Here is a 17,869-nt window from a genome sequence, read left to right on the forward strand (position 1 = left end):
CCGCTATCACCAGAGAGGGATTGGGGTTTTCGTGCGATCAGGCCGACAGGGCAAATCGATGCTGCCGCCCGGTGCCAAAGGCGGTCTTGAACCACAGCCGCGACAGCTCGCGCGGGATGCCCGCACGTTCGGCAACACGGTTGCAATCGTCGGCAGAATAGGGCCACAGCCCCACCGAAATCTGATCGCGCCCCTTCCCCTCAGAGCCCAGAACAATAGGCGAAGACCCGATCAGACGGTAAATCCGGATCATGCGCGCATCAAAGACGCCGGCGATATGGGTCAGGCCGAACCCTTCCATCATCTCGCCACCGCTGAGCATGATCGCCCCTGCCGTATGTGGGCTGGCCGTGCGGGACAGGCAAAAGCGGGTTACCTCCCAGATCAGAGGACTGCAGATCGGTTTGCCCCCGGTCAGGTGACCGAAGATTTCATTCACCATCACAGGGCCGGTCGTCGGCAGAACGCGCATGGACCCGCCGTGGCTCCCATCCTCTTCTTCCCAGATCACGTACAGAGGGTTCAGATCGTCATACTGATCCCGCTCCTCTCCTTTTTCGTTAACGTGGACATCCCAGCCCAGCCGGGTTTTGAACTGGTCGGCGCGGTCGCGGAACATTCCGTCGGCCAGGTCCGGAAACTTGTACAGCTCATCAGCAAACAGATAGCGCAACATGACTTTTTTCCCCTTGTCGTCCTGTGCAGGAACGAAGGGGGTACAAAGTCACGGTTAATTTCCGGTTCGTGGGGCGTACGCCTGTTAAACCACTATTAATCCCCGGCTGAGCGCCGTGGCGATGGCGTGGGTGGTGTTCTGCGCCCCAAGTTTGGCGCGGGCGCTTTCGATGTAAACGCGCAGCGTATGCTCGGAAATGGACAGCGAATGGGCAACCTGCGCCCGGCTGTAGCCCAGTGCAAGCAGGGTCATCGCATCCACTTCGCGCGGCGATAGGCCACGTGAGGAATCGGGCTGACGATCACTTTCGAATTCCAGCGCTTTGCGGTTGAAGTAATGCGCGATCAGAATCAGTTCGCGACCATACTGGTCGATGAATTTTTGCCAGGCTTCGTCGTCGCAAGAATGGTTCAGGGTGAACAGGGCAAATTGCCCCTTCGGCCCACGGATCGGGATCGAGTAACCTTGGTTGCCTACCCCGTGACTTTGCGCATCCTTTAGGAAGGCTTTGGCCACCTTTCCGGACCAGTCCAGCGTTTTCCAATCAACCGGGTGAAACCGCTGAAAACAGCCCAGAATGACCGGATCGATCCGGTGGTAATTTCTCTCTTGATAGCGCTCGGCCCAGGCATCGGGATAGGTCGTATAGCCGTATTGATCTCCGGCGCCATCGACCCAATGGTAAATGAGGTGTTCGACCTTCAGCCTGTCGCGCAATCGGACAGCAACGGTGCTTAGTTCTTCAAGCGTGCTGGTGTTTTCCAAGCCCTCCAGGACTTGGCTCATATCGAGTTTTGTTCCCATCCGCCGGCGTCCGTACCTCAGCCTTCTTGGACGCGATCTCGGCTGCGGCGATCAGCTTGGTGTCATCCAACTGCTCGGCCAGCGCGATCAAACCGTTCTCAACAGCGAAGGCGTTGAGGTCCGACAACACGTCCAGTATCCACTCATTCTGCGCCATCAGGGTCTCTCCGAAACGGTTAACGAAGGGTTAACACAACCATAACATGTGCAATGTTTTTTAGGCTATTCACTGGTTTCTACTCCCCAAAAACAGTGGGGTTAGCGTCGCTAAGCGGCTGAAAAGAATAGGCCTATTGTTCAAAAAGCAACGCCCGCGAGCCGATAAAACGATTCGCGGGCGCCGGAAATTTATTTGTCTGCGATTCAACCGCGGGCGTCCAGAACCTCTTCCAGAGTGCGCATTCCGGTCTGCGGGGCCTGAACCAGAACCGACATGTTGCCCGGCTTATGCTCATTGCGCATCATCTTCATGTGCGCCTCGGGCAGTTCGTTCCACGAGAACACTTCCGACATGCAGGGGTCCAGGCGACGCTCGACCATCAGCTGGTTGGCGGCGGCGGCCTGTTTCAGGTGCGCAAAGTGCGAGCCCTGCAGGCGCTTCTGGTGCATCCACATGTACCGCACGTCGAAGGTCAGGTTATAGCCGGTGGTGCCGGCGCAGATGACGACCATGCCGCCCTTTTTCACCACGAAGGTCGAGACCGGGAAGGTGCTTTCGCCCGGGTGCTCAAACACCATATCGACGTTCACGCCCTTGCCGGTGATATCCCAGATGGCCTTGCCGAACTTGCGGGCTTCTTTGAACCACTCGGCATATTCCGGCGTGTTGACCGTGGGCAGCTGGCCCCAGCAGTTGAAGTCCTTGCGGTTCAGAACACCTTTGGCACCCAGACCCATGACGAAGTCGCGCTTGCTTTCATCCGAGATCACACCAATCGCGTTGGCGCCTGCGGTGTTGATCAGCTGGATTGCATAAGACCCCAGACCGCCCGACGCGCCCCAGACCAGAACGTTCTGACCCGGCTTCAGGTCGTGCGGTTCGTGACCGAACAGCATCCGGTAGGCCGTTGCCAGCGTCAGCGTGTAACAGGCGCTTTCTTCCCAGGTCAGATGCTTGGGACGCGGCATCAGCTGCTGCGCCTGAACGTTGGTGAACTGCGCGAACGACCCGTCCGGCGTCTCATAACCCCAGATCCGCTGGCTGGGCGAATACATTGGGTCGCCACCGTTGCATTCTTCGTCGTCGCCATCATCCTGGTTGCAGTGGATGACGACCTCATCACCGACTTTCCAACGGGTTACTTTCGAACCTACCGCCCAGACGATGCCCGACGCATCCGAACCGGCGATGTGATAAGGGGCCTTGTGGCCGTCAAACGGCGAGATCGGCTTGCCCAGCGAGGCCCAGACACCGTTGTAGTTCACGCCCGCGGCCATCACCAACACCAGCACCTCGTGGCTGTCCAGTTCGGGGACGTCCACCACTTCTTGCACCATGGCGGTGTCCGGCTCGCCGTGGCGTTCTTTACGGATCGCCCATGCGTACATTTTCTTGGGCACAAACCCCATCGGAGGGATTTCACCCATCTCATAGAGGTCTTTTTCCGGCGCGTCGTAAGTCGCGATACCGCTGTCGGTGTCCAGAGCCATGTTGGCCTCCTTTATTCAAACTCATTGCCGCGATGCAGAATCGCGTGCTCTACCCGATGAGATATTGGCCGCAGAGAAATATTGCAACATTTTTTGAGTGTATTTTGTAATTTTATGACCCAGCGGGTGCAGAAATTTCTTTTGCGGGCGCAGCAAGAGCCGTTTTCGCGTCCAATGGTGCCGAGGCTGCGTAATAGTCCAGAAGGTCAACCCTTTGACCGGACGAGGATATTTTCCCGTTCTCGCGTTTCAGAATGCGTCGATCGACCAATTTCTGGATGCCAGCCTCGATTGCTGTGCGCTCCAACGGTGCCGAAGTTCCGTTGCGTCGTAAAAGCTGATCGATCAACTGCACGGCGTCTTCTTCGGGGATCTCACCCTTCTCGCGCACCAGCCAGCACGCAGCGGGCCCAGGAACCAGCGGAATCGCCGCCTTGATGCCCACCATCAGATCGCGCGCCAAATCCGTCATCAAATTGGAGTCGTGATCCGCCCGGAAAGCTCGCAGTGAAACAGGCCGCCCATACCGCACCGAGGCCACGCCGAATCGCTGATAGCGTCCAACCAATCGTCGCCCGATCTGTTTGAGGATCCACCACGTGATCACCCCGATGCGGGCGCGAAACCGGCGTTCATTGCCCAAGGCCGCCTTGGTCAGGATCGTATCCTCAAGCACCCGATCATAATTCAGGGCAACCGGCACAAAGACCACGTCGCGCCCGTCGGGGTCGCTTGCGTCGATAATGTATTTCAGCAGACCAAGCTTGGGTCGCGCCAGCGCGCCGGTCAGGCTGAGGCCGCCCTCAGGGAACATCGCCTGCGTCACCCCCGCCTCGGTCGCGTGGCGCACGTAACAGGCCAGCACCTGCCGATACAGCTCGCTGCCCGATTTACGGCGGATAAAGTAAGCTCCCATTGCCCGGATCAGGCGGCTGAGCGGCCAGACCCGCGCCCATTCGCCTACTGCATAGGACAAGGCCGATTGCTGCGCCGCCAGATAGGTGACCAGCACATAGTCCATGTTGCTGCGGTGATTCATGACGAACACGACGGTGGCATCGGGGTCGATTTCCCTCAGTGCCTGCTCATCCATGTAGCTGAGCCGCACATTATAGAACGCGTTGCTAAGCAACCGGGTCAGACGAATGGCGACGCTGAAATAGGCCACGGCGGAAAAGGACGGAACGATCTCGCGCGCATAGCGGCGGGCAGTTTCAAAGGCCACGGCCTCGGGTACACGTTCCTCGCGCGCAAAATTCTGAACGGCCTGCCCGACCTGCGGGTCGTAGATCAGCCGTTGGATCATGTCGTGCCGCCGCGCCAGCTTGAACGGTTGAATCGGCCGCTGCAAACGTTTGTTCAGGCGCTTGACCGCACGTTCAAGACGACGGCGGAAAAACCAGCGCACCGATGGGAACAGAAAATGCGAAGCCAGCGTGACCGCGGCAAACACCAGGATCAGCAAAAACAGCCAAAGCGGAAGTTCCACGGTCTGAGTCATGCGCGCACCCTGCCACCAAACCGTGGCACCTACAATCTGAAGAACCATATATATGCCGCGACGCAGCGAATTGACATATCCCGAAAATTGCGCTTTAGAACCCTTGAACGTAATTTTCTTGCCCACGCAATGCACGAGGACCCGCTATGACGCAGACGCAGAAAGATCGCCCCTGGCTCATTCGAACCTATGCCGGTCATTCCACCGCCAAAGCGTCGAACGCGCTGTATCGCGGGAATCTGGCCAAGGGTCAGACGGGTCTGTCGGTGGCCTTCGATCTTCCGACTCAGACCGGGTATGACAGCGACCATACGCTGGCACGGGGCGAGGTCGGCAAGGTGGGCGTGCCGATCAGCCATCTGGGCGACATGCGGGTTCTGTTCGACCAGATTCCGTTGGAGCAGATGAACACCTCGATGACGATCAACGCCACAGCACCGTGGCTGCTGGCGCTGTATATCGCGGTGGCCGAGGAACAGGACGCGGATGTGTCCAAGCTGCAGGGCACGGTTCAGAACGACCTGATCAAGGAGTATCTCAGCCGAGGTACCTACGTATGCCCGCCGAAACCATCGCTGAAGATGATCGCGGACGTGGCCGAGTATTGCTATACCAACGTTCCCAAGTGGAACCCGATGAACGTGTGTTCCTATCACCTGCAAGAAGCTGGCGCGACACCCGAGCAGGAGCTGGCTTACGCGCTTGCCACCGCCATCGCCGTGTTGGACGAACTGCGCCCCCGTGTCCCGGCCGAGGATTTCCCGGCGCTCTGCGGCCGGATATCGTTCTTCGTGAACGCCGGTATCCGTTTCGTCACCGAGATGTGCAAGATGCGCGCCTTCGTGGACCTTTGGGATGAGATTCTGAAAGATCGCTACGGCGTCGAAGACCCCAAATTCCGCCGCTTCCGCTATGGGGTGCAGGTGAACTCGCTGGGTCTGACTGAACAGCAGCCGGAAAACAACGTCTACCGCATCCTGATCGAGATGCTGGCCGTGACCCTGTCGAAAAAGGCGCGGGCTCGCGCGGTGCAGCTTCCCGCATGGAATGAAGCGCTCGGCCTGCCCCGCCCGTGGGATCAGCAATGGTCGATGCGGATGCAACAGATCCTGGCCTATGAGACCGACCTGCTGGAGTACGGCGACCTGTTTGACGGCAACCCGGCCGTGGATGCCAAGGTCGAGGAACTGAAAGAAGGCGCACGGGCCGAGTTGGCGAATCTGGATTCGATGGGTGGTGCGGTTGCCTCGATCGAATACATGAAATCGCGCCTGGTCGATTCGAATGCGGAACGTCTGAACCGGATCGAACGCAATGAAACCGTGGTTGTCGGCGTGAACAAATGGACCGAGGGTGAGCCCTCGCCGCTGCAGACCGAAGATGGCGGCATCATGGTTGTCGACCCGGCGGTGGAACAGGAACAGATCGCCCGGCTGAACGAGTGGCGGACAGAGCGTGACGATGCGGCCGTTTCGGCCGCTCTGGCCGCGCTGCGCGAGGCAGCTCAGACCGGAGCCAATGTCATGGAGCCTTCAATTGCCGCCGCCAAGGCTGGCGTCACAACCGGCGAATGGGCGGAAGAAATGCGCAAGGCGTACGGCACCTACCGCGGTCCGACCGGCGTGTCGGGATCTGTCTCGAACAAGACCGAGGGTCTGGACGACCTGCGTGCCGCCGTCGATGCGGTTAGCGACAAGCTGGGGCGGCGCCTGAAATTCCTGGTGGGCAAACCGGGATTGGACGGTCACTCCAACGGCGCCGAACAGATCGCCTTCCGCGCCCGCGACTGCGGCATGGACATCAGCTATGAGGGTATCCGCCTGACGCCCGACGAAATCATCGCTGCCGCGATCGAGGACAAAGCCCATGTGATTGGCCTTTCGATCCTGTCCGGCAGCCATATCCCGTTGGTGCAGGATGTTATGAACCGCTTGCGCGAGGCCGGTCTGGACGATGTTCCCGTGGTTGTCGGTGGGATCATTCCCGATGAAGACGCAGCAAAACTCAAAGCAATGGGCGTTTCCAAAATCTATACGCCCAAGAATTTTGAGCTGAATTCAATCATGGGCGATATCGTGACTCTGGTCGATCCACAGAATATTGCGGCCGAATAACGGCCGCATTTCCATTTTCACCTTCAAATCTATTGCCCTTTAGTAAGGGATGGATAAAAACCGGATTTGAACATACGGTGGACTATTACGCCCATTCGTGGCGTTTTTCGGAATGGAGAAAGAAATGGCGATCAGCCTTGAGAAAATGTCACGCAAAGAACTGCTGGAATTGCGTGACCAGGTAGAAGCTGCACTCAAAAGCGCGGAAAAGCGCGAGCGTAAAGAGGCGCTGCAAGCCGCAGAAAAAGCCGCCGCGGAATTTGGGTTTTCTCTTTCGGAACTCTCGGATGGCGCAGCCAAGCCGTCCAAAAGCGCAAAAACCAGAGCGAAATATAAAAATCCGGCCAACCCGGAACAAACCTGGTCAGGCCGTGGACGCAAACCGCAATGGGTTCACGAGGCATTGAATGCCGGCGCTGATATCGCAGATTTGGAAATCTGACGGAAAATGGGTCGAATATGACAATTCATATTGGTGCTGAAAAAGGCGAAATCGCTGAAACCGTTTTAATGCCCGGCGATCCGTATCGGGCGAAATGGGCGGCCGAGACGTTTTTGCAGGATGCGGAACTGGTCAATAACGTGCGCGGCATGCTGGGTTATACCGGAACCTGGAAGGGGAACCCGGTCACCATTCAGGGCAGCGGCATGGGGATGCCGTCGCTTTCGATCTATGCCAATGAGCTGATCCGCGACTATGGCGCCAAGACCCTGATCCGCATCGGGTCGTGCGGCGGGATGCAGGACAGCGTCGAAATTCGCGATGTGATTCTGGCGATGACGTCGACTACGCTCAGCACGCCATCGCGCGGCATCCTGAAAGAGCTGAACTTCGCTCCCTGCGCCGATTGGGGCCTTTTGCAGGCCGCGGCCAAGGCTGCCGAAGCCAAAGGCACACCCACTCATGTCGGTGGGATTTATTCGTCGGATGTCTTCTACGACGAACGCCCCGATCTGAATGAACAGATGGTGCGGCACGGCATTCTGGGAGTCGAGATGGAAGCCGCCGAGCTTTACATCCTCGCCGCGCGTCACAATTGCCGGGCTCTGGCCGTTCTGACCGTGTCCGATCACCTGCTGACGGGTGAGGCTTTGCCATCGTCGGAGCGCGAAAGCAGCTTTGGCGACATGGTCGAGATTGCCCTGCAGGCAGCTTTTCCCGACGCCACATAAACAAAAACAGGGCGTGACATCGCCCTGTTGTTTACTGTTTGCCCTGCAGACAGGTTGTCGGAGAGGTCACCCCCTCTTGCCGCGCCCCGCAATAAGCGCAAACCCAGACACCTTCCTTACGGTGCTGCCGCCATCGGCAGTCGCGCGTCAAAGAGGATGTCCGCGACCGCCAGACGAAATAGGCGAACACGCCAGCGGCCAGTAAAAGCAACAGAATGGGCATGTCTATGCATTGCCCAATCTCTGCGTGAATTCAAGCGTCAGGCGGCGTTTGCGTATTCGAACAATTCTGGTTCGTGCTCTTCGGAAACCTGTACTGCCTCTGGCGTGTAATAGGCCCAAGCCTGTTCCAACAAAGCCAGAGCTTCGGCTGCCTTGGTGTTTTCTGCTTTTTGTTCTTGCATCGGAGCGATCCCGTTTCGGTTCCATCACTCCTCCCTGCAGGCAAGTTAGACCTGAACAGGACAGTTTGCATTGCATAGTTTTGCAAACTCGTCATGCACCTGCCGCAACGCGGCAAGTGCTGTCTTTTAGGCGTCGCTTAAACGCCGCGTTCGATCATCATCTTCTTGATTTCGGCAATCGCCTTGGCCGGGTTCAGACCTTTCGGGCAGGTCTTGGCGCAGTTCATGATGGTGTGGCAGCGATACAGCTTGAACGGATCTTCCAGCTCATCCAGACGCTCGCCAGTAGCCTCATCCCGGCTGTCGATGATCCAGCGATAGGCGTGCAGCAGCGCGGCAGGCCCAAGGTAACGGTCACCGTTCCACCAGTAGCTCGGGCACGAGGTCGAGCAGCTGGCGCACATCACGCATTCATAGAGACCATCCAGTTTCTTGCGGTCTTCGATCGACTGCTTCCACTCTTTCGCGGGGCGGTTGGTCTTGGTTTCCAGCCACGGCATGATGGATGCGTGCTGGGCGTAAAAGTGGGTCAGATCAGGAATCAGGTCCTTGACCACCGGCATATGCGGCAGCGGGTAAACTTTCACGTCGCCCTTGATCTCATCCATGCCATAGATACAGGCCAGCGTGTTGATCCCGTCGATATTCATCGCACAAGAGCCACAGATGCCTTCGCGGCACGATCGGCGGAAGGTCAGGGTCGGATCAATCTCGTTCTTGATCTTGATCAGCGCGTCCAGAACCATCGGGCCGCAGCTGTCCATGTCGACGAAATAGGTGTCGAGCTGCGGGTTTTTGCCGTCTTCCGGGTTCCAGCGATAGATCTGGAATTTCCGTACATTGGTCGCGCCTTCCGGCTTGGGCCAGGTTTTGCCCGTGGTGATGCGCGAATTCTTGGGGAGGGTCAGTTGTACCATAAGTTCCTCTCCTTAGAACGTCCGCGCCTTGGGCGCGATTTTCTTGAGGCTGATGCCGCCTTCGTCTTCGGTGGTCAGCGGGTCAACGATGACCGGGCGATAGCTGAGGTCTACCTTGTTGCCCTCAACCCGGCTGACGGTGTGAACGCGCCAGTTTTCGTCATCACGCTCGGTGAAGTCCTCGTGCGCGTGGGCACCGCGGGATTCCTTGCGCGCCTCAGCCCCGACGATGGTGGCCAGAGCGCTTGGCATCAGGTTGGTCAGTTCCAGAGATTCCATCAGGTCGCTGTTCCAGACCAGCGACCGGTCGGTAACCTTCAGGTCGTCCATTTTGGCGGCAATCACCGTCATCTTCTCGACGCCCTCGGCCATGGTCTTGGCGGTCCGGAACACAGCTGCGTCTTCTTGCATTGTCCGCTGCATCTCAAGACGCAGATCGGCAGTCGGGATCGCGCCGCTGGCGTTGCGCACCGCGTCAAAGCGATCAAACGCCTTGTCGACCGACGCCTGGTTCAGAACCGGGTTCGGCGCCTTGGCATCAACAACCTCACCCGCCCGGATCGCAGCCGCGCGGCCAAACACCACAAGGTCGATCAGCGAGTTCGAACCCAGACGGTTCGCACCGTGGACCGAGGCACAGCCGGCTTCACCCACAGCCATCAGGCCCGGCACAACACCGGTCGGGTTGTCGGCGGTCGGGTTCAGAACCTCACCCCAATAGTTCGTTGGGATACCGCCCATGTTATAGTGCACGGTCGGCAGAACCGGGATCGGCTCCTTGGTGACGTCGACACCTGCGAAAACACGCGCCGATTCCGAAATCCCCGGCAGACGCTCGGCCAGTGCTTCGGCCGGCAGGTGGCTGAGGTTCAGGTGGATGTGGTCGCCATTGTCACCATGGCCACGACCTTCTCGGATCTCCATGGTCATCGAACGCGAGACATAGTCGCGCGGCGCGAGGTCTTTATACTGGGGCGCATAGCGCTCCATGAAACGCTCGCCTTCCGAGTTGGTCAGGTAGCCACCCTCACCACGGGCACCCTCGGTGATCAGGCAGCCCGAACCATAGATGCCGGTCGGGTGGAACTGAACGAATTCCATATCCTGCAGCGCCAGACCTGCACGGGCCACCATGCCGCCGCCGTCACCGGTGCAGGTGTGCGCCGAGGTTGCGCTGAAATAGGCACGACCGTACCCGCCGGTCGCCAGCACCACCATCTTGGCGTTGAAGACGTGCATCGTGCCGTCGTCCAGCTTCCAGCAGACAACACCCTGACACTGCCCATCCTCGGACATGATCAGGTCGATGGCGAAATATTCGATGTAGAACTCGGCGTTGTTCTTCAGCGACTGACCATACAGCGTGTGCAGGATCGCGTGGCCAGTCCGGTCAGCGGCAGCACAAGTCCGCTGCACCGCAGGGCCCTCGCCGAACTCTGTGGTGTGGCCGCCGAAGGGACGCTGATAGATTTTGCCTTCTTCGGTCCGGCTGAAGGGCACGCCGTAGTGCTCCAACTCATAGACGGCTTTGGGTGCTTCGCGCGCGAGGTATTCCATCGCGTCGGTGTCACCCAGCCAGTCCGAGCCCTTGACGGTGTCGTACATGTGCCACTGCCAGTGGTCGGGGCCCATGTTGGACAGCGAGGCGGCGATACCGCCCTGCGCCGCAACCGTGTGCGAGCGGGTTGGGAAAACCTTGGTCACACAAGCCGTGCGCAGGCCCTGTTCCGCCATGCCCAGCGTCGCCCGCAGACCTGCACCACCAGCGCCTACGACAACGACGTCGTATTCGTGGGTTTCATATTCATATGCTGCTGTCATTGTTCTTGTTCCTTACCGCGCATCATCACAGGGCCAGCTTGACCAGGGCAAACAGCCCGGCCGCCATCAGCGTGTAGCCCAGGGCCCACATTGCAGCGAGAGAGACTTTCTCCATGACGCCGTGCACATAGTCCTCAATCGCTTCCTGCGCCTCGTACATCAGTTGCAGCAGCCCCACGATCAGCGTGAGCGCCGTGACAAGCGCAGGGAACGGACGGCTGAAATAGGCCACCACCTCTTCGTGGGTTCCGCCAATGCCAGCGCCGAATGTGAAGATGAAAATCGGAATCAACACGGTCAGGATCATCGCCCGAACCATGGTCCGCCAGTGTGTGAGTGTGCCGGATTTACCTGCGCCCAGACCCTGCGCGCGCTTGCGGTCAGTCAGATATCGCATGTGCCGTCTCCTTAAACCACAAGTACGGTGATCAGGGTCAGGACGGTCGCACCAACGAACATGCCCAGGCCCAGTTTCTCGGCGGTCTCGATGTCAAGGCAGTAGCCGAAATCCCAGATGACGTGCCGCAGTCGGCCCAGCGTGTGATACCACAGCCCCCAGGTCGCAGCCGTCAGGATGAGGTCTCCGAACCAGCTGCGCATAAACCCGTCGATCCCCGCAAATGCGCTTTCCGAAGTCGATGCGGCCAGCAGCCACCAGACGACCAGAATGGCAACGGCAAACACCCCGATCCCGGTCAAACGAACCATGATAGAAGACGTGGACGTCATCTGGGGGCGATAGATCATAATATGTGGCGAGAGCGGGCGGTTGCCCCGATTGACATCGGCCATGTCGGCTCCTCTTTCGTTGGCTACCCGTCGTTTTACCTGTTTTTGCCAATCTGTCACGTGCTGCGAGCGCAAAAACAGGTAAAATGGGGACAAAACCGCCGATTTTGGAAAATTGTGATCACACAAAATATTACCGTGATCACAAAACTTATCCTGCCAAATCAATGTTAGCGCCTTCAGGCTGCAATCGTTGTGATCACGAATCTGCGACGCTCACTTTAAAGCAGCAGATTGTTGCGTCACTTCGCGCAAAAGCTTCTTTCGTATCCGTTCGGGATAGTCCGCAAAACCGGCGGCCGAAACAACGAATGCCCCTTCGCCCACAATGACGTTCTCAAAGAAATATGCGGTCAGGTCGGGTTCGCTTTCCTCGATTGCGATGGCGTTGACCGTGATACCCCGATTGCGCAACACGCCGTGGACCTCGGTCGGCTCGACCCCTTCGTTCGACACCCCGTCGCCCGAGATGTCGATCAGGTGGCGCGTGCAGTCGGATACTTCGTCAAAGCTGGACAGGGTCATTTCAAGCGCCTCACCGATCGCGGTCGAGAAGTTGCGCCAGACTCGGCGGTCGGCCGCCACCTGATCGGCAAACCGTTCGAGCGTTTCGAAACTGTCGATCCGGGTCCATGGTATCGTGATCTTCTGGCGTGAGGCTCCGGTCCACTGCACCAGCATCAACTGCGCCTGCCCGCGCACCAACGCCTCGGACACAAGAGGATCGCGCAGACCGGCAGCCAGACCATCCATCTGAATGCGGTATTCGCTTGTATCGACCGACCCGGACACGTCCACCGCCAAGGCCAGCGCAAGATCGCAGGCCAGCGCGGGCGGCGTCAGAAACAAGCAGGCAGCAAGTGAGCGAAACAGGACCATGACCGCAGCCTAGCATGAATGTCGCAGGCTGCGATCAAATCAATGTGGGGTGATGTCAGACCGGCATCAACGCCCAATAGTCCAGGTCCAGTAGAACCTCGGGCTTGTACCGACCATCTTCACCCTTCAGCTCAAACGGTGCGCCGCCTTTGGTTGCGACCAGACGCAGACGGATGGCCCCAACGCCGGGAACACCAGTTTCGGCCTTGTCCAGAACCTCGGACCAGGCCTTGATCGTATCGCCTGAAAAGCACGGGTTGGCGTGTGCACCGCCGTTCAGGCCTACGATCATCTGCGCATTGGCCAGGCCGTTGAACGACAGGGCTCGCGCCATCGAAATCACGTGCCCGCCATAGATCAACCGGCCGTCGGGGCGGAAGGTCAGGTCAAAATGCACTTTGGCCGTGTTTTGCCACAGACGAGTGGCCAGCATATGCTCGGCCTCTTCGACAGTCACACCGTCAACGTGGTCAATGGTTTCACCGACCTCGTAATCGCCCCAACGATGGGTCTCACCGGATTGAACAAAATCATAGTTCGAAAAATCGAGGCCCTCGGGCACAACCAGATCGCCTGGCTCCAGTACGTTCTTCAGATTCGGCACCACCGCCTCGGGCGCTGGGGCGTCGATATCCGCTTTGCGCACCATCACCCAACGCACATATTCGATCACCACCTCGTCGCGCTGGTTCAGGCCGCGCGTACGCACCCAGACCACGCCGGTCTTGCCGTTCGAATTCTGCTTGACCCCGATTACCTCGGATTCCGAGCGCAGCGTGTCACCGGAATAGACCGGTTTCAGCCAGCGCCCCTCGGCATAACCCAGATTGGCAACCGCGTTCAGCGAGATATCGGGAACGGTTTTGCCGAAAACCACGTGGAACGCCGCCAGATCGTCGATCGGGCTTTGCGGCAGGCCACAATTCCGGGCGAACTCGTCCGAGGAATAAAGCGCGTGCCGCGCCGGATAGAGCGCGTGATACAACGCACGCTCGCCGTCGGTTACGGTGCGTGGCACTGCGTGATGCAGTACCTGCCCGACGAAATAATCCTCGAAAAAGCGGCCCGGATTGGTTTTTGCCATTATTGCTGTCCCAGTTTCATTTCGGGGGAATAGTCGGCCTCGACCTCTTTGGTCACGGCCTGCGCACAGCGCATCATGCGGCTGTTTTCGTCATAGGCATAGGACGGGTCGCCATACAGCTCCCAACCCTTTGCCAGTGCATCCGACACCTTGTGGCAGAAAGCGGATGTGTCTTCTTCGGTCAACAGACGATAGAGTTTTGCCATTGTGCCAGATCCTTACGACGGGAACGGAGACGGACCGATCAGCCCGTGAATGTAGCCGATGATCCCGAACAGCACGATCGAGGCCACAAAGAACATCGCGTCTTTGCCATAGGTGCCGGGTTCAGCCGGGGCCCACTCGGGTTCGGCGCGGTTGATCACAACCACCTCGACCATGGCCCACAGGAACAGTCCGCCAAACAGGATGATCGAAGCCAGATCGCCATTCACCAGCAGATGCGCAAAGGCCCATGCCCGGAAACCGGCCAGCATCGGGTGGCGCATCTTGTTCAGCAGGCGGCCCTTCTGACCAGCGGGGCTCATCATGAAGATGGCGATCAGCACCAGCAGGTTGTTGATGTGGATCATGGAGGAAGGCGGCGACCAGACATGGATGAAATCGGTCATGCGATAGCCGAAGATCATCAGCAGCACCGCCGCGACCAGCGCCAGCGCCACCGCGCCTTTGCCCATGGCCGCGCGCTGCGCAGGCATCACACGTTTGAACAGATGAGCGGCCCACCAAAGCGCCACCCCAAGGATCAGAAGAACAAAGCCCATGCTGGCTTACCCCGCTTGCAAAGCTGAAATCGCCTCCGCTTTTGCCAGAATTTCGCGGGCAGTTACAACATGCAGATTTTCAACAATCTTCCCATCCACGACAGCGACACCCTGCCCCTGCGACTCGACCTCTTCAAAGGCCGCAATCTGGCGGCGGGCCAGGTCGATTTCGGTATCCGACGGGGCATAGGCTGCATTGGTGATATCCACCTGCGCCGGGTGGATCAGGGTCTTGCCGTCAAAGCCCATATCGCGGCCTTGTTCGCATTCAGCGGCCAGACCTTCGCCATCCTTGAAGGCATTATAGACGCCGTCGACAATGATCAGACCCTCGGCCTTGGCGGCCAGCAGGCACAGTCCCAGCGAGGTCATCATCGGCAATCGATCCGGGCGGAAACGGGTCTGCAGTTCCTTGGCCAGATCGTTGGTGCCCATGACGAACCCGGCCATCAGGGGGTGCGCGGCAATCTCGGCCGCGTTCAACATCCCGCGCGGGGTTTCCATCATCGCCCAGATCGGCATGTCACCGGTGATTTCTGCCAGCGCGTCCACATCGGCGGCGGAATTCACCTTGGGCAACAGTACCACATCCGCATCCATCTCGCGCACGGCTTCGGCGTCGGCGCGGCCCCACTCGGTATCCAGCCCGTTGATACGAACGATCTTGACCCGTGAACCATAGCCCCCAGCTGCCAGAGCCGCCTTGAGAGTTTCACGCGCATTGGGTTTTTCGTCCGCCGAAACCGCGTCTTCGAGGTCAAAGATGATCGCATCCACCGGCAAGGTGCGCGCCTTATCCAGCGCCCGGTCACGTGAGCCGGGGATATAGAGAACGGAACGATAGGGGCGCTGACGGGGGTCCATTGGCCTCTCCCTTTGTAAGAATGTTGCGCGGAATGGGCCATTTTTTGCCGGAAAGTTCAAGAGGAAATTTGCCGCAACGCAGCATACGTAACGCAACGCGCGGAGTTTTAACCAGATTTCTGCACCCCACCCGCACCCTGTTTGCAGATGGAATCGAAAGGGGTGAGAGATGAAAAAGACGCTTTTCAAAATGACGATGGGCCTTGGAATCATGGTTCTGGCCGCGCAACAGGTACAGGCCCGCACCTGCGCCCCGCGCGAGGATGTGGTCAAACGGCTGGCCGAGACCTACGGCGAGACACGCCGCGGCATTGGCATTGCCCGGCAGGGTGCAGTGATGGAGGTCTATGCCTCGGACCAGACAGGCAGCTGGACCATTACGGTAACCCTACCCGACGGAATGACCTGCCTGATCGCCACGGGACAGGCCTTTGAACAGATGGCCGAGGCTCTGCCCCCCAACGTCTAGGTCAGCGCATCCCAGATCAGTTTGCTGCCGGTCATGGTCAGCAGCACATAGGCGATACCGAAGAACAGGCGCTCGGACAGCATGAAATGCGCCCGGACGCCTAACCATGCGCCGAGGATGGCGAATGGGGTCAGAAGAAGATCGGCCAGCGCCGTGTGCCACGTGAACAAGCCGAGATAGGCGTAAGGGATAAACTTTGCACTATTGATGACCCAGAAGACCAGCACAGTGGACGCCTGAAACTCGGTCTTCGACAGGCGTTGAGACAGAAGGTATACGGCAGCAGGCGGACCGCCCGCGTGGCTGACGAAGCTGGTAAAGCCCGCGACCAGACCTGCGAACAGCCCGGCTGGGGATGGCAGGCGGTTTGCAAAACCTCGGATCAGGCCCTTGCTCTGCGCCATATGCCAGATCACGAAACCGACCGAGATCCCTCCGATCAACAACCGCAAAAGGTCGTCATCTGTCGCGCGATACAGCCACGCGCCCAGCGCAACACCCGGCACAGCGCCCAGGATCAACAGGCGTGAATCCGGCCAACTCCAGCGCTTCCAGTATGGGCCAAGGGTTGCCACATCGATCACCATCAGGATCGGCAGCATCAACGCCAACGCCTGTCCGGGCGTGAGGATCAGTGCCAGAATCGACGACGACGCGAACGCCACACCCGAGCCAAACCCACCCTTCGAGATGCCGGCAAAGATCACCGCAGGGATCGCCACAGCAAAAAACATCAGGTCCAATTCGAACATGTGGCATCCCGTGAATAGGCTTGTCTATCAGGCCGTTTAGCGCAAACCCTGGCACCATACAAACGGTATGCGGTTGTATGCCACGCCGCATAACTCTTGCGCGAAAGCCATTTACCGACTAGCACAACCGCGATTTCAAAACCGACCGGAGATTTTCCAAATGGCCAGACCCAAGATCGCGCTGATCGGCGCAGGTCAGATCGGCGGCACGCTCGCCCACCTCGCAGCAATGAAAGAACTTGGTGACGTTGTCCTGTTCGACATCGCCGAAGGCACCCCGGAAGGCAAGGCGCTGGACATCGCTGAATCCGGCCCGTCGGAAGGCTTTGACGCCAAGTTGAAAGGCACGCAGTCCTATGAGGACATCGCCGGCGCCGACGTCTGCATCGTGACCGCCGGTGTGCCGCGCAAGCCGGGCATGAGCCGCGACGACCTGCTGGGCATCAACCTGAAGGTCATGAAATCGGTTGGCGAAGGCATCGCCGCCAACGCACCCAATGCATTTGTCATCTGCATCACCAACCCGCTGGACGCGATGGTCTGGGCTCTGCGTGAGTTCTCGGGTCTGCCGCACAACAAGGTCTGCGGCATGGCTGGCGTTCTGGACTCGGGCCGTTTCGCACACTTCCTGTCGGAAGAGTTCAACGTGTCCATGCGCGACGTGACCGCGTTCGTTCTGGGCGGCCACGGCGACACCATGGTGCCGTCGGTTCGTTACTCGACCGTTGCCGGTATCCCGCTGCCCGATCTGGTCGAGATGGGCTGGACCACGCAAGAAAAGCTTGACGCCATCGTACAGCGCACCCGTGACGGCGGCGCCGAGATTGTTGGCCTGCTGAAAACCGGTTCAGCCTTCTATGCGCCTGCCACTTCAGCAATCGAAATGGCCGAAGCCTATCTGAAAGACCAGAAGCGCGTTCTGCCTTGCGCCGCCTATTGCGATGGCGAACTGGGTGTCGAAGGCATGTATGTCGGCGTGCCCACTGTGATCGGCGCGGGCGGCATCGAGCGTGTCGTCGACATCAAGCTGAACGAAGAAGAGCAGGCCGGTTTCGACAACTCGGTCAACGCCGTAAAGGGCCTGATCGAAGCGTGCAAAGGCATCGACAGCTCGCTGGCCTAAAGCTCAATGCGTTGAAAATTTAACATTTCCAGAGCGCCCTTTCGGGCGCTCTTTTCGTTTCTAAGTAGCTGCCTACCATTCTAGC

At 58.9% G+C, this 17,869-nt stretch carries 22 protein-coding genes; 5 read left to right on the forward strand and 17 right to left on the reverse strand.

The annotated features are described in order from the left end of the window. Positions 1-37: 37 nt before the first annotated feature. From ACR0KW_RS13570 to ACR0KW_RS13590, 5 genes are all read right to left on the reverse strand, one after another. Complete coding sequence (locus ACR0KW_RS13570) at positions 38-676, reverse strand: acyl-homoserine-lactone synthase (protein ID WP_480805465.1); 639 nt, start codon at positions 674-676, stop codon at positions 38-40. Positions 677-760: 84 nt separating this feature from the next. Next, positions 761-1,480 carry a helix-turn-helix transcriptional regulator gene (locus tag ACR0KW_RS13575; RefSeq protein ID WP_480805466.1) on the reverse strand — a complete coding sequence of 240 codons (720 nt, stop codon included), beginning with the start codon at positions 1,478-1,480 and terminating at the stop codon, positions 761-763. Then, on the reverse strand, positions 1,419-1,637 hold the full coding sequence (locus ACR0KW_RS13580) for a hypothetical protein (RefSeq protein WP_170327049.1): 219 nt from the start codon (positions 1,635-1,637) through the stop codon (positions 1,419-1,421). The genes ACR0KW_RS13575 and ACR0KW_RS13580 overlap by 62 nt, the downstream gene beginning before the upstream one ends. A 206-nt stretch (positions 1,638-1,843) precedes the next feature. Beyond that, positions 1,844-3,130 (reverse strand): crotonyl-CoA carboxylase/reductase, encoded by a 1,287-nt coding sequence (gene ccrA / locus ACR0KW_RS13585; RefSeq protein WP_170327164.1) that lies wholly within the window; start codon positions 3,128-3,130, stop codon positions 1,844-1,846. Positions 3,131-3,242: 112 nt separating this feature from the next. Then, on the reverse strand, positions 3,243-4,631 hold the full coding sequence (locus tag ACR0KW_RS13590) for a 1-acyl-sn-glycerol-3-phosphate acyltransferase (RefSeq protein WP_480805467.1): 1,389 nt from the start codon (positions 4,629-4,631) through the stop codon (positions 3,243-3,245). Positions 4,632-4,777: 146 nt separating this feature from the next. Here ACR0KW_RS13590 and ACR0KW_RS13595 point away from each other — a divergent pair, with 146 nt between their 5' ends. The 3 genes from ACR0KW_RS13595 to deoD all read left to right on the forward strand — a co-directional run bounded on the left by ACR0KW_RS13595 (position 4,778) and on the right by deoD (position 7,918). Then, positions 4,778-6,745, forward strand: a complete 1,968-nt coding sequence (locus tag ACR0KW_RS13595; RefSeq protein WP_480805468.1) for a methylmalonyl-CoA mutase family protein — start codon at positions 4,778-4,780, stop codon at positions 6,743-6,745. A gap of 124 nt (positions 6,746-6,869) precedes the next feature. Continuing rightward, the gene (locus ACR0KW_RS13600; protein ID WP_170327167.1) at positions 6,870-7,187 is read left to right on the forward strand and encodes an H-NS histone family protein; all 318 of its coding nucleotides are present in this window, start codon (positions 6,870-6,872) and stop codon (positions 7,185-7,187) included. Between the two features lie 17 nt (positions 7,188-7,204). Further along, positions 7,205-7,918 carry a purine-nucleoside phosphorylase gene (deoD, locus tag ACR0KW_RS13605; protein ID WP_480805469.1) on the forward strand — a complete coding sequence of 238 codons (714 nt, stop codon included), beginning with the start codon at positions 7,205-7,207 and terminating at the stop codon, positions 7,916-7,918. Positions 7,919-7,949: 31 nt separating this feature from the next. Here deoD and ACR0KW_RS13610 read toward each other — a convergent pair whose 3' ends face one another. From ACR0KW_RS13610 to ACR0KW_RS13660, 11 genes are all read right to left on the reverse strand, one after another. Further along, positions 7,950-8,141, reverse strand: a complete 192-nt coding sequence (locus tag ACR0KW_RS13610) for a hypothetical protein (protein WP_480805470.1) — start codon at positions 8,139-8,141, stop codon at positions 7,950-7,952. Between the two features lie 37 nt (positions 8,142-8,178). Further along, on the reverse strand, positions 8,179-8,322 hold the full coding sequence (locus ACR0KW_RS13615; protein ID WP_480805471.1) for a hypothetical protein: 144 nt from the start codon (positions 8,320-8,322) through the stop codon (positions 8,179-8,181). A gap of 137 nt (positions 8,323-8,459) precedes the next feature. After that, positions 8,460-9,239, reverse strand: coding sequence for a succinate dehydrogenase iron-sulfur subunit (locus ACR0KW_RS13620; RefSeq protein WP_480805472.1), 780 nt, complete (start codon positions 9,237-9,239; stop codon positions 8,460-8,462). Between the two features lie 12 nt (positions 9,240-9,251). Next, entirely contained in the window at positions 9,252-11,060 is a 1,809-nt protein-coding gene (gene sdhA, locus ACR0KW_RS13625; RefSeq protein WP_170327172.1) for a succinate dehydrogenase flavoprotein subunit, read from the reverse strand. Between the two features lie 25 nt (positions 11,061-11,085). Next, positions 11,086-11,457, reverse strand: coding sequence for a succinate dehydrogenase, hydrophobic membrane anchor protein (locus ACR0KW_RS13630; protein WP_480592845.1), 372 nt, complete (start codon positions 11,455-11,457; stop codon positions 11,086-11,088). A gap of 11 nt (positions 11,458-11,468) precedes the next feature. After that, positions 11,469-11,852 (reverse strand): succinate dehydrogenase, cytochrome b556 subunit, encoded by a 384-nt coding sequence (gene sdhC, locus ACR0KW_RS13635; protein ID WP_170430486.1) that lies wholly within the window; start codon positions 11,850-11,852, stop codon positions 11,469-11,471. Between the two features lie 213 nt (positions 11,853-12,065). Then, positions 12,066-12,728 carry a DUF1194 domain-containing protein gene (locus ACR0KW_RS13640; RefSeq protein ID WP_480805473.1) on the reverse strand — a complete coding sequence of 221 codons (663 nt, stop codon included), beginning with the start codon at positions 12,726-12,728 and terminating at the stop codon, positions 12,066-12,068. A 55-nt stretch (positions 12,729-12,783) separates the two neighbouring features. Beyond that, a complete protein-coding gene (locus ACR0KW_RS13645) occupies positions 12,784-13,812 on the reverse strand; it encodes a MaoC family dehydratase (RefSeq protein WP_480805474.1) in 1,029 nt (342 codons plus the stop codon). Beyond that, on the reverse strand, positions 13,812-14,018 hold the full coding sequence (locus ACR0KW_RS13650) for a DUF1737 domain-containing protein (RefSeq protein ID WP_170327177.1): 207 nt from the start codon (positions 14,016-14,018) through the stop codon (positions 13,812-13,814). Before ACR0KW_RS13650 ends, ACR0KW_RS13645 begins: the two co-directional genes overlap by 1 nt. 12 nt (positions 14,019-14,030) lie before the next feature. After that, complete coding sequence (locus tag ACR0KW_RS13655; RefSeq protein WP_480805475.1) at positions 14,031-14,576, reverse strand: NnrU family protein; 546 nt, start codon at positions 14,574-14,576, stop codon at positions 14,031-14,033. Between the two features lie 6 nt (positions 14,577-14,582). Continuing rightward, positions 14,583-15,440, reverse strand: coding sequence for an HpcH/HpaI aldolase/citrate lyase family protein (locus tag ACR0KW_RS13660; protein ID WP_480805476.1), 858 nt, complete (start codon positions 15,438-15,440; stop codon positions 14,583-14,585). A gap of 169 nt (positions 15,441-15,609) precedes the next feature. Between ACR0KW_RS13660 and ACR0KW_RS13665 the strand changes: the two genes are divergently transcribed. Next, entirely contained in the window at positions 15,610-15,909 is a 300-nt protein-coding gene (locus ACR0KW_RS13665; RefSeq protein ID WP_170327180.1) for a hypothetical protein, read from the forward strand. Here the strand turns inward: ACR0KW_RS13665 and ACR0KW_RS13670 are convergent. After that, the gene (locus ACR0KW_RS13670) at positions 15,906-16,661 is read right to left on the reverse strand and encodes a sulfite exporter TauE/SafE family protein (RefSeq protein WP_170327181.1); all 756 of its coding nucleotides are present in this window, start codon (positions 16,659-16,661) and stop codon (positions 15,906-15,908) included. The genes ACR0KW_RS13665 and ACR0KW_RS13670 overlap by 4 nt on opposite strands. Before the next feature lie 160 nt (positions 16,662-16,821). On the opposite strand from ACR0KW_RS13670, the gene mdh reads away from it, so the two are divergent. Then, positions 16,822-17,784, forward strand: a complete 963-nt coding sequence (gene mdh / locus ACR0KW_RS13675; RefSeq protein ID WP_170333352.1) for a malate dehydrogenase — start codon at positions 16,822-16,824, stop codon at positions 17,782-17,784. The last annotated feature ends 85 nt before the right edge of the window (positions 17,785-17,869 follow it).

The sequence above is a fragment of the Ruegeria sp. CG11 genome (assembly GCF_056537245.1).

Excerpts from the sequence above, each read along its gene's own strand:
- ACR0KW_RS13570 (WP_480805465.1), bottom strand. The coding sequence starts at position 676 with ATGTTGCGCTATCTGTTTGCTGATGAGCTGTACAAGTTTCCGGACCTG.
- ACR0KW_RS13575 (WP_480805466.1), bottom strand. The coding sequence starts at position 1,480 with ATGGGAACAAAACTCGATATGAGCCAAGTCCTGGAGGGCTTGGAAAAC.
- ACR0KW_RS13580 (WP_170327049.1), bottom strand. The coding sequence starts at position 1,637 with ATGGCGCAGAATGAGTGGATACTGGACGTGTTGTCGGACCTCAACGCC.
- ccrA (WP_170327164.1), bottom strand. The coding sequence starts at position 3,130 with ATGGCTCTGGACACCGACAGCGGTATCGCGACTTACGACGCGCCGGAA.
- ACR0KW_RS13590 (WP_480805467.1), bottom strand. The coding sequence starts at position 4,631 with ATGACTCAGACCGTGGAACTTCCGCTTTGGCTGTTTTTGCTGATCCTG.
- ACR0KW_RS13595 (WP_480805468.1), top strand. The coding sequence starts at position 4,778 with ATGACGCAGACGCAGAAAGATCGCCCCTGGCTCATTCGAACCTATGCC.
- ACR0KW_RS13600 (WP_170327167.1), top strand. The coding sequence starts at position 6,870 with ATGGCGATCAGCCTTGAGAAAATGTCACGCAAAGAACTGCTGGAATTG.
- deoD (WP_480805469.1), top strand. The coding sequence starts at position 7,205 with ATGACAATTCATATTGGTGCTGAAAAAGGCGAAATCGCTGAAACCGTT.
- ACR0KW_RS13610 (WP_480805470.1), bottom strand. The coding sequence starts at position 8,141 with ATGCCCATTCTGTTGCTTTTACTGGCCGCTGGCGTGTTCGCCTATTTC.
- ACR0KW_RS13615 (WP_480805471.1), bottom strand. The coding sequence starts at position 8,322 with ATGCAAGAACAAAAAGCAGAAAACACCAAGGCAGCCGAAGCTCTGGCT.
- ACR0KW_RS13620 (WP_480805472.1), bottom strand. The coding sequence starts at position 9,239 with ATGGTACAACTGACCCTCCCCAAGAATTCGCGCATCACCACGGGCAAA.
- sdhA (WP_170327172.1), bottom strand. The coding sequence starts at position 11,060 with ATGACAGCAGCATATGAATATGAAACCCACGAATACGACGTCGTTGTC.
- ACR0KW_RS13630 (WP_480592845.1), bottom strand. The coding sequence starts at position 11,457 with ATGCGATATCTGACTGACCGCAAGCGCGCGCAGGGTCTGGGCGCAGGT.
- sdhC (WP_170430486.1), bottom strand. The coding sequence starts at position 11,852 with ATGGCCGATGTCAATCGGGGCAACCGCCCGCTCTCGCCACATATTATG.
- ACR0KW_RS13640 (WP_480805473.1), bottom strand. The coding sequence starts at position 12,728 with ATGGTCCTGTTTCGCTCACTTGCTGCCTGCTTGTTTCTGACGCCGCCC.
- ACR0KW_RS13645 (WP_480805474.1), bottom strand. The coding sequence starts at position 13,812 with ATGGCAAAAACCAATCCGGGCCGCTTTTTCGAGGATTATTTCGTCGGG.
- ACR0KW_RS13650 (WP_170327177.1), bottom strand. The coding sequence starts at position 14,018 with ATGGCAAAACTCTATCGTCTGTTGACCGAAGAAGACACATCCGCTTTC.
- ACR0KW_RS13655 (WP_480805475.1), bottom strand. The coding sequence starts at position 14,576 with ATGGGCTTTGTTCTTCTGATCCTTGGGGTGGCGCTTTGGTGGGCCGCT.
- ACR0KW_RS13660 (WP_480805476.1), bottom strand. The coding sequence starts at position 15,440 with ATGGACCCCCGTCAGCGCCCCTATCGTTCCGTTCTCTATATCCCCGGC.
- ACR0KW_RS13665 (WP_170327180.1), top strand. The coding sequence starts at position 15,610 with ATGAAAAAGACGCTTTTCAAAATGACGATGGGCCTTGGAATCATGGTT.
- ACR0KW_RS13670 (WP_170327181.1), bottom strand. The coding sequence starts at position 16,661 with ATGTTCGAATTGGACCTGATGTTTTTTGCTGTGGCGATCCCTGCGGTG.
- mdh (WP_170333352.1), top strand. The coding sequence starts at position 16,822 with ATGGCCAGACCCAAGATCGCGCTGATCGGCGCAGGTCAGATCGGCGGC.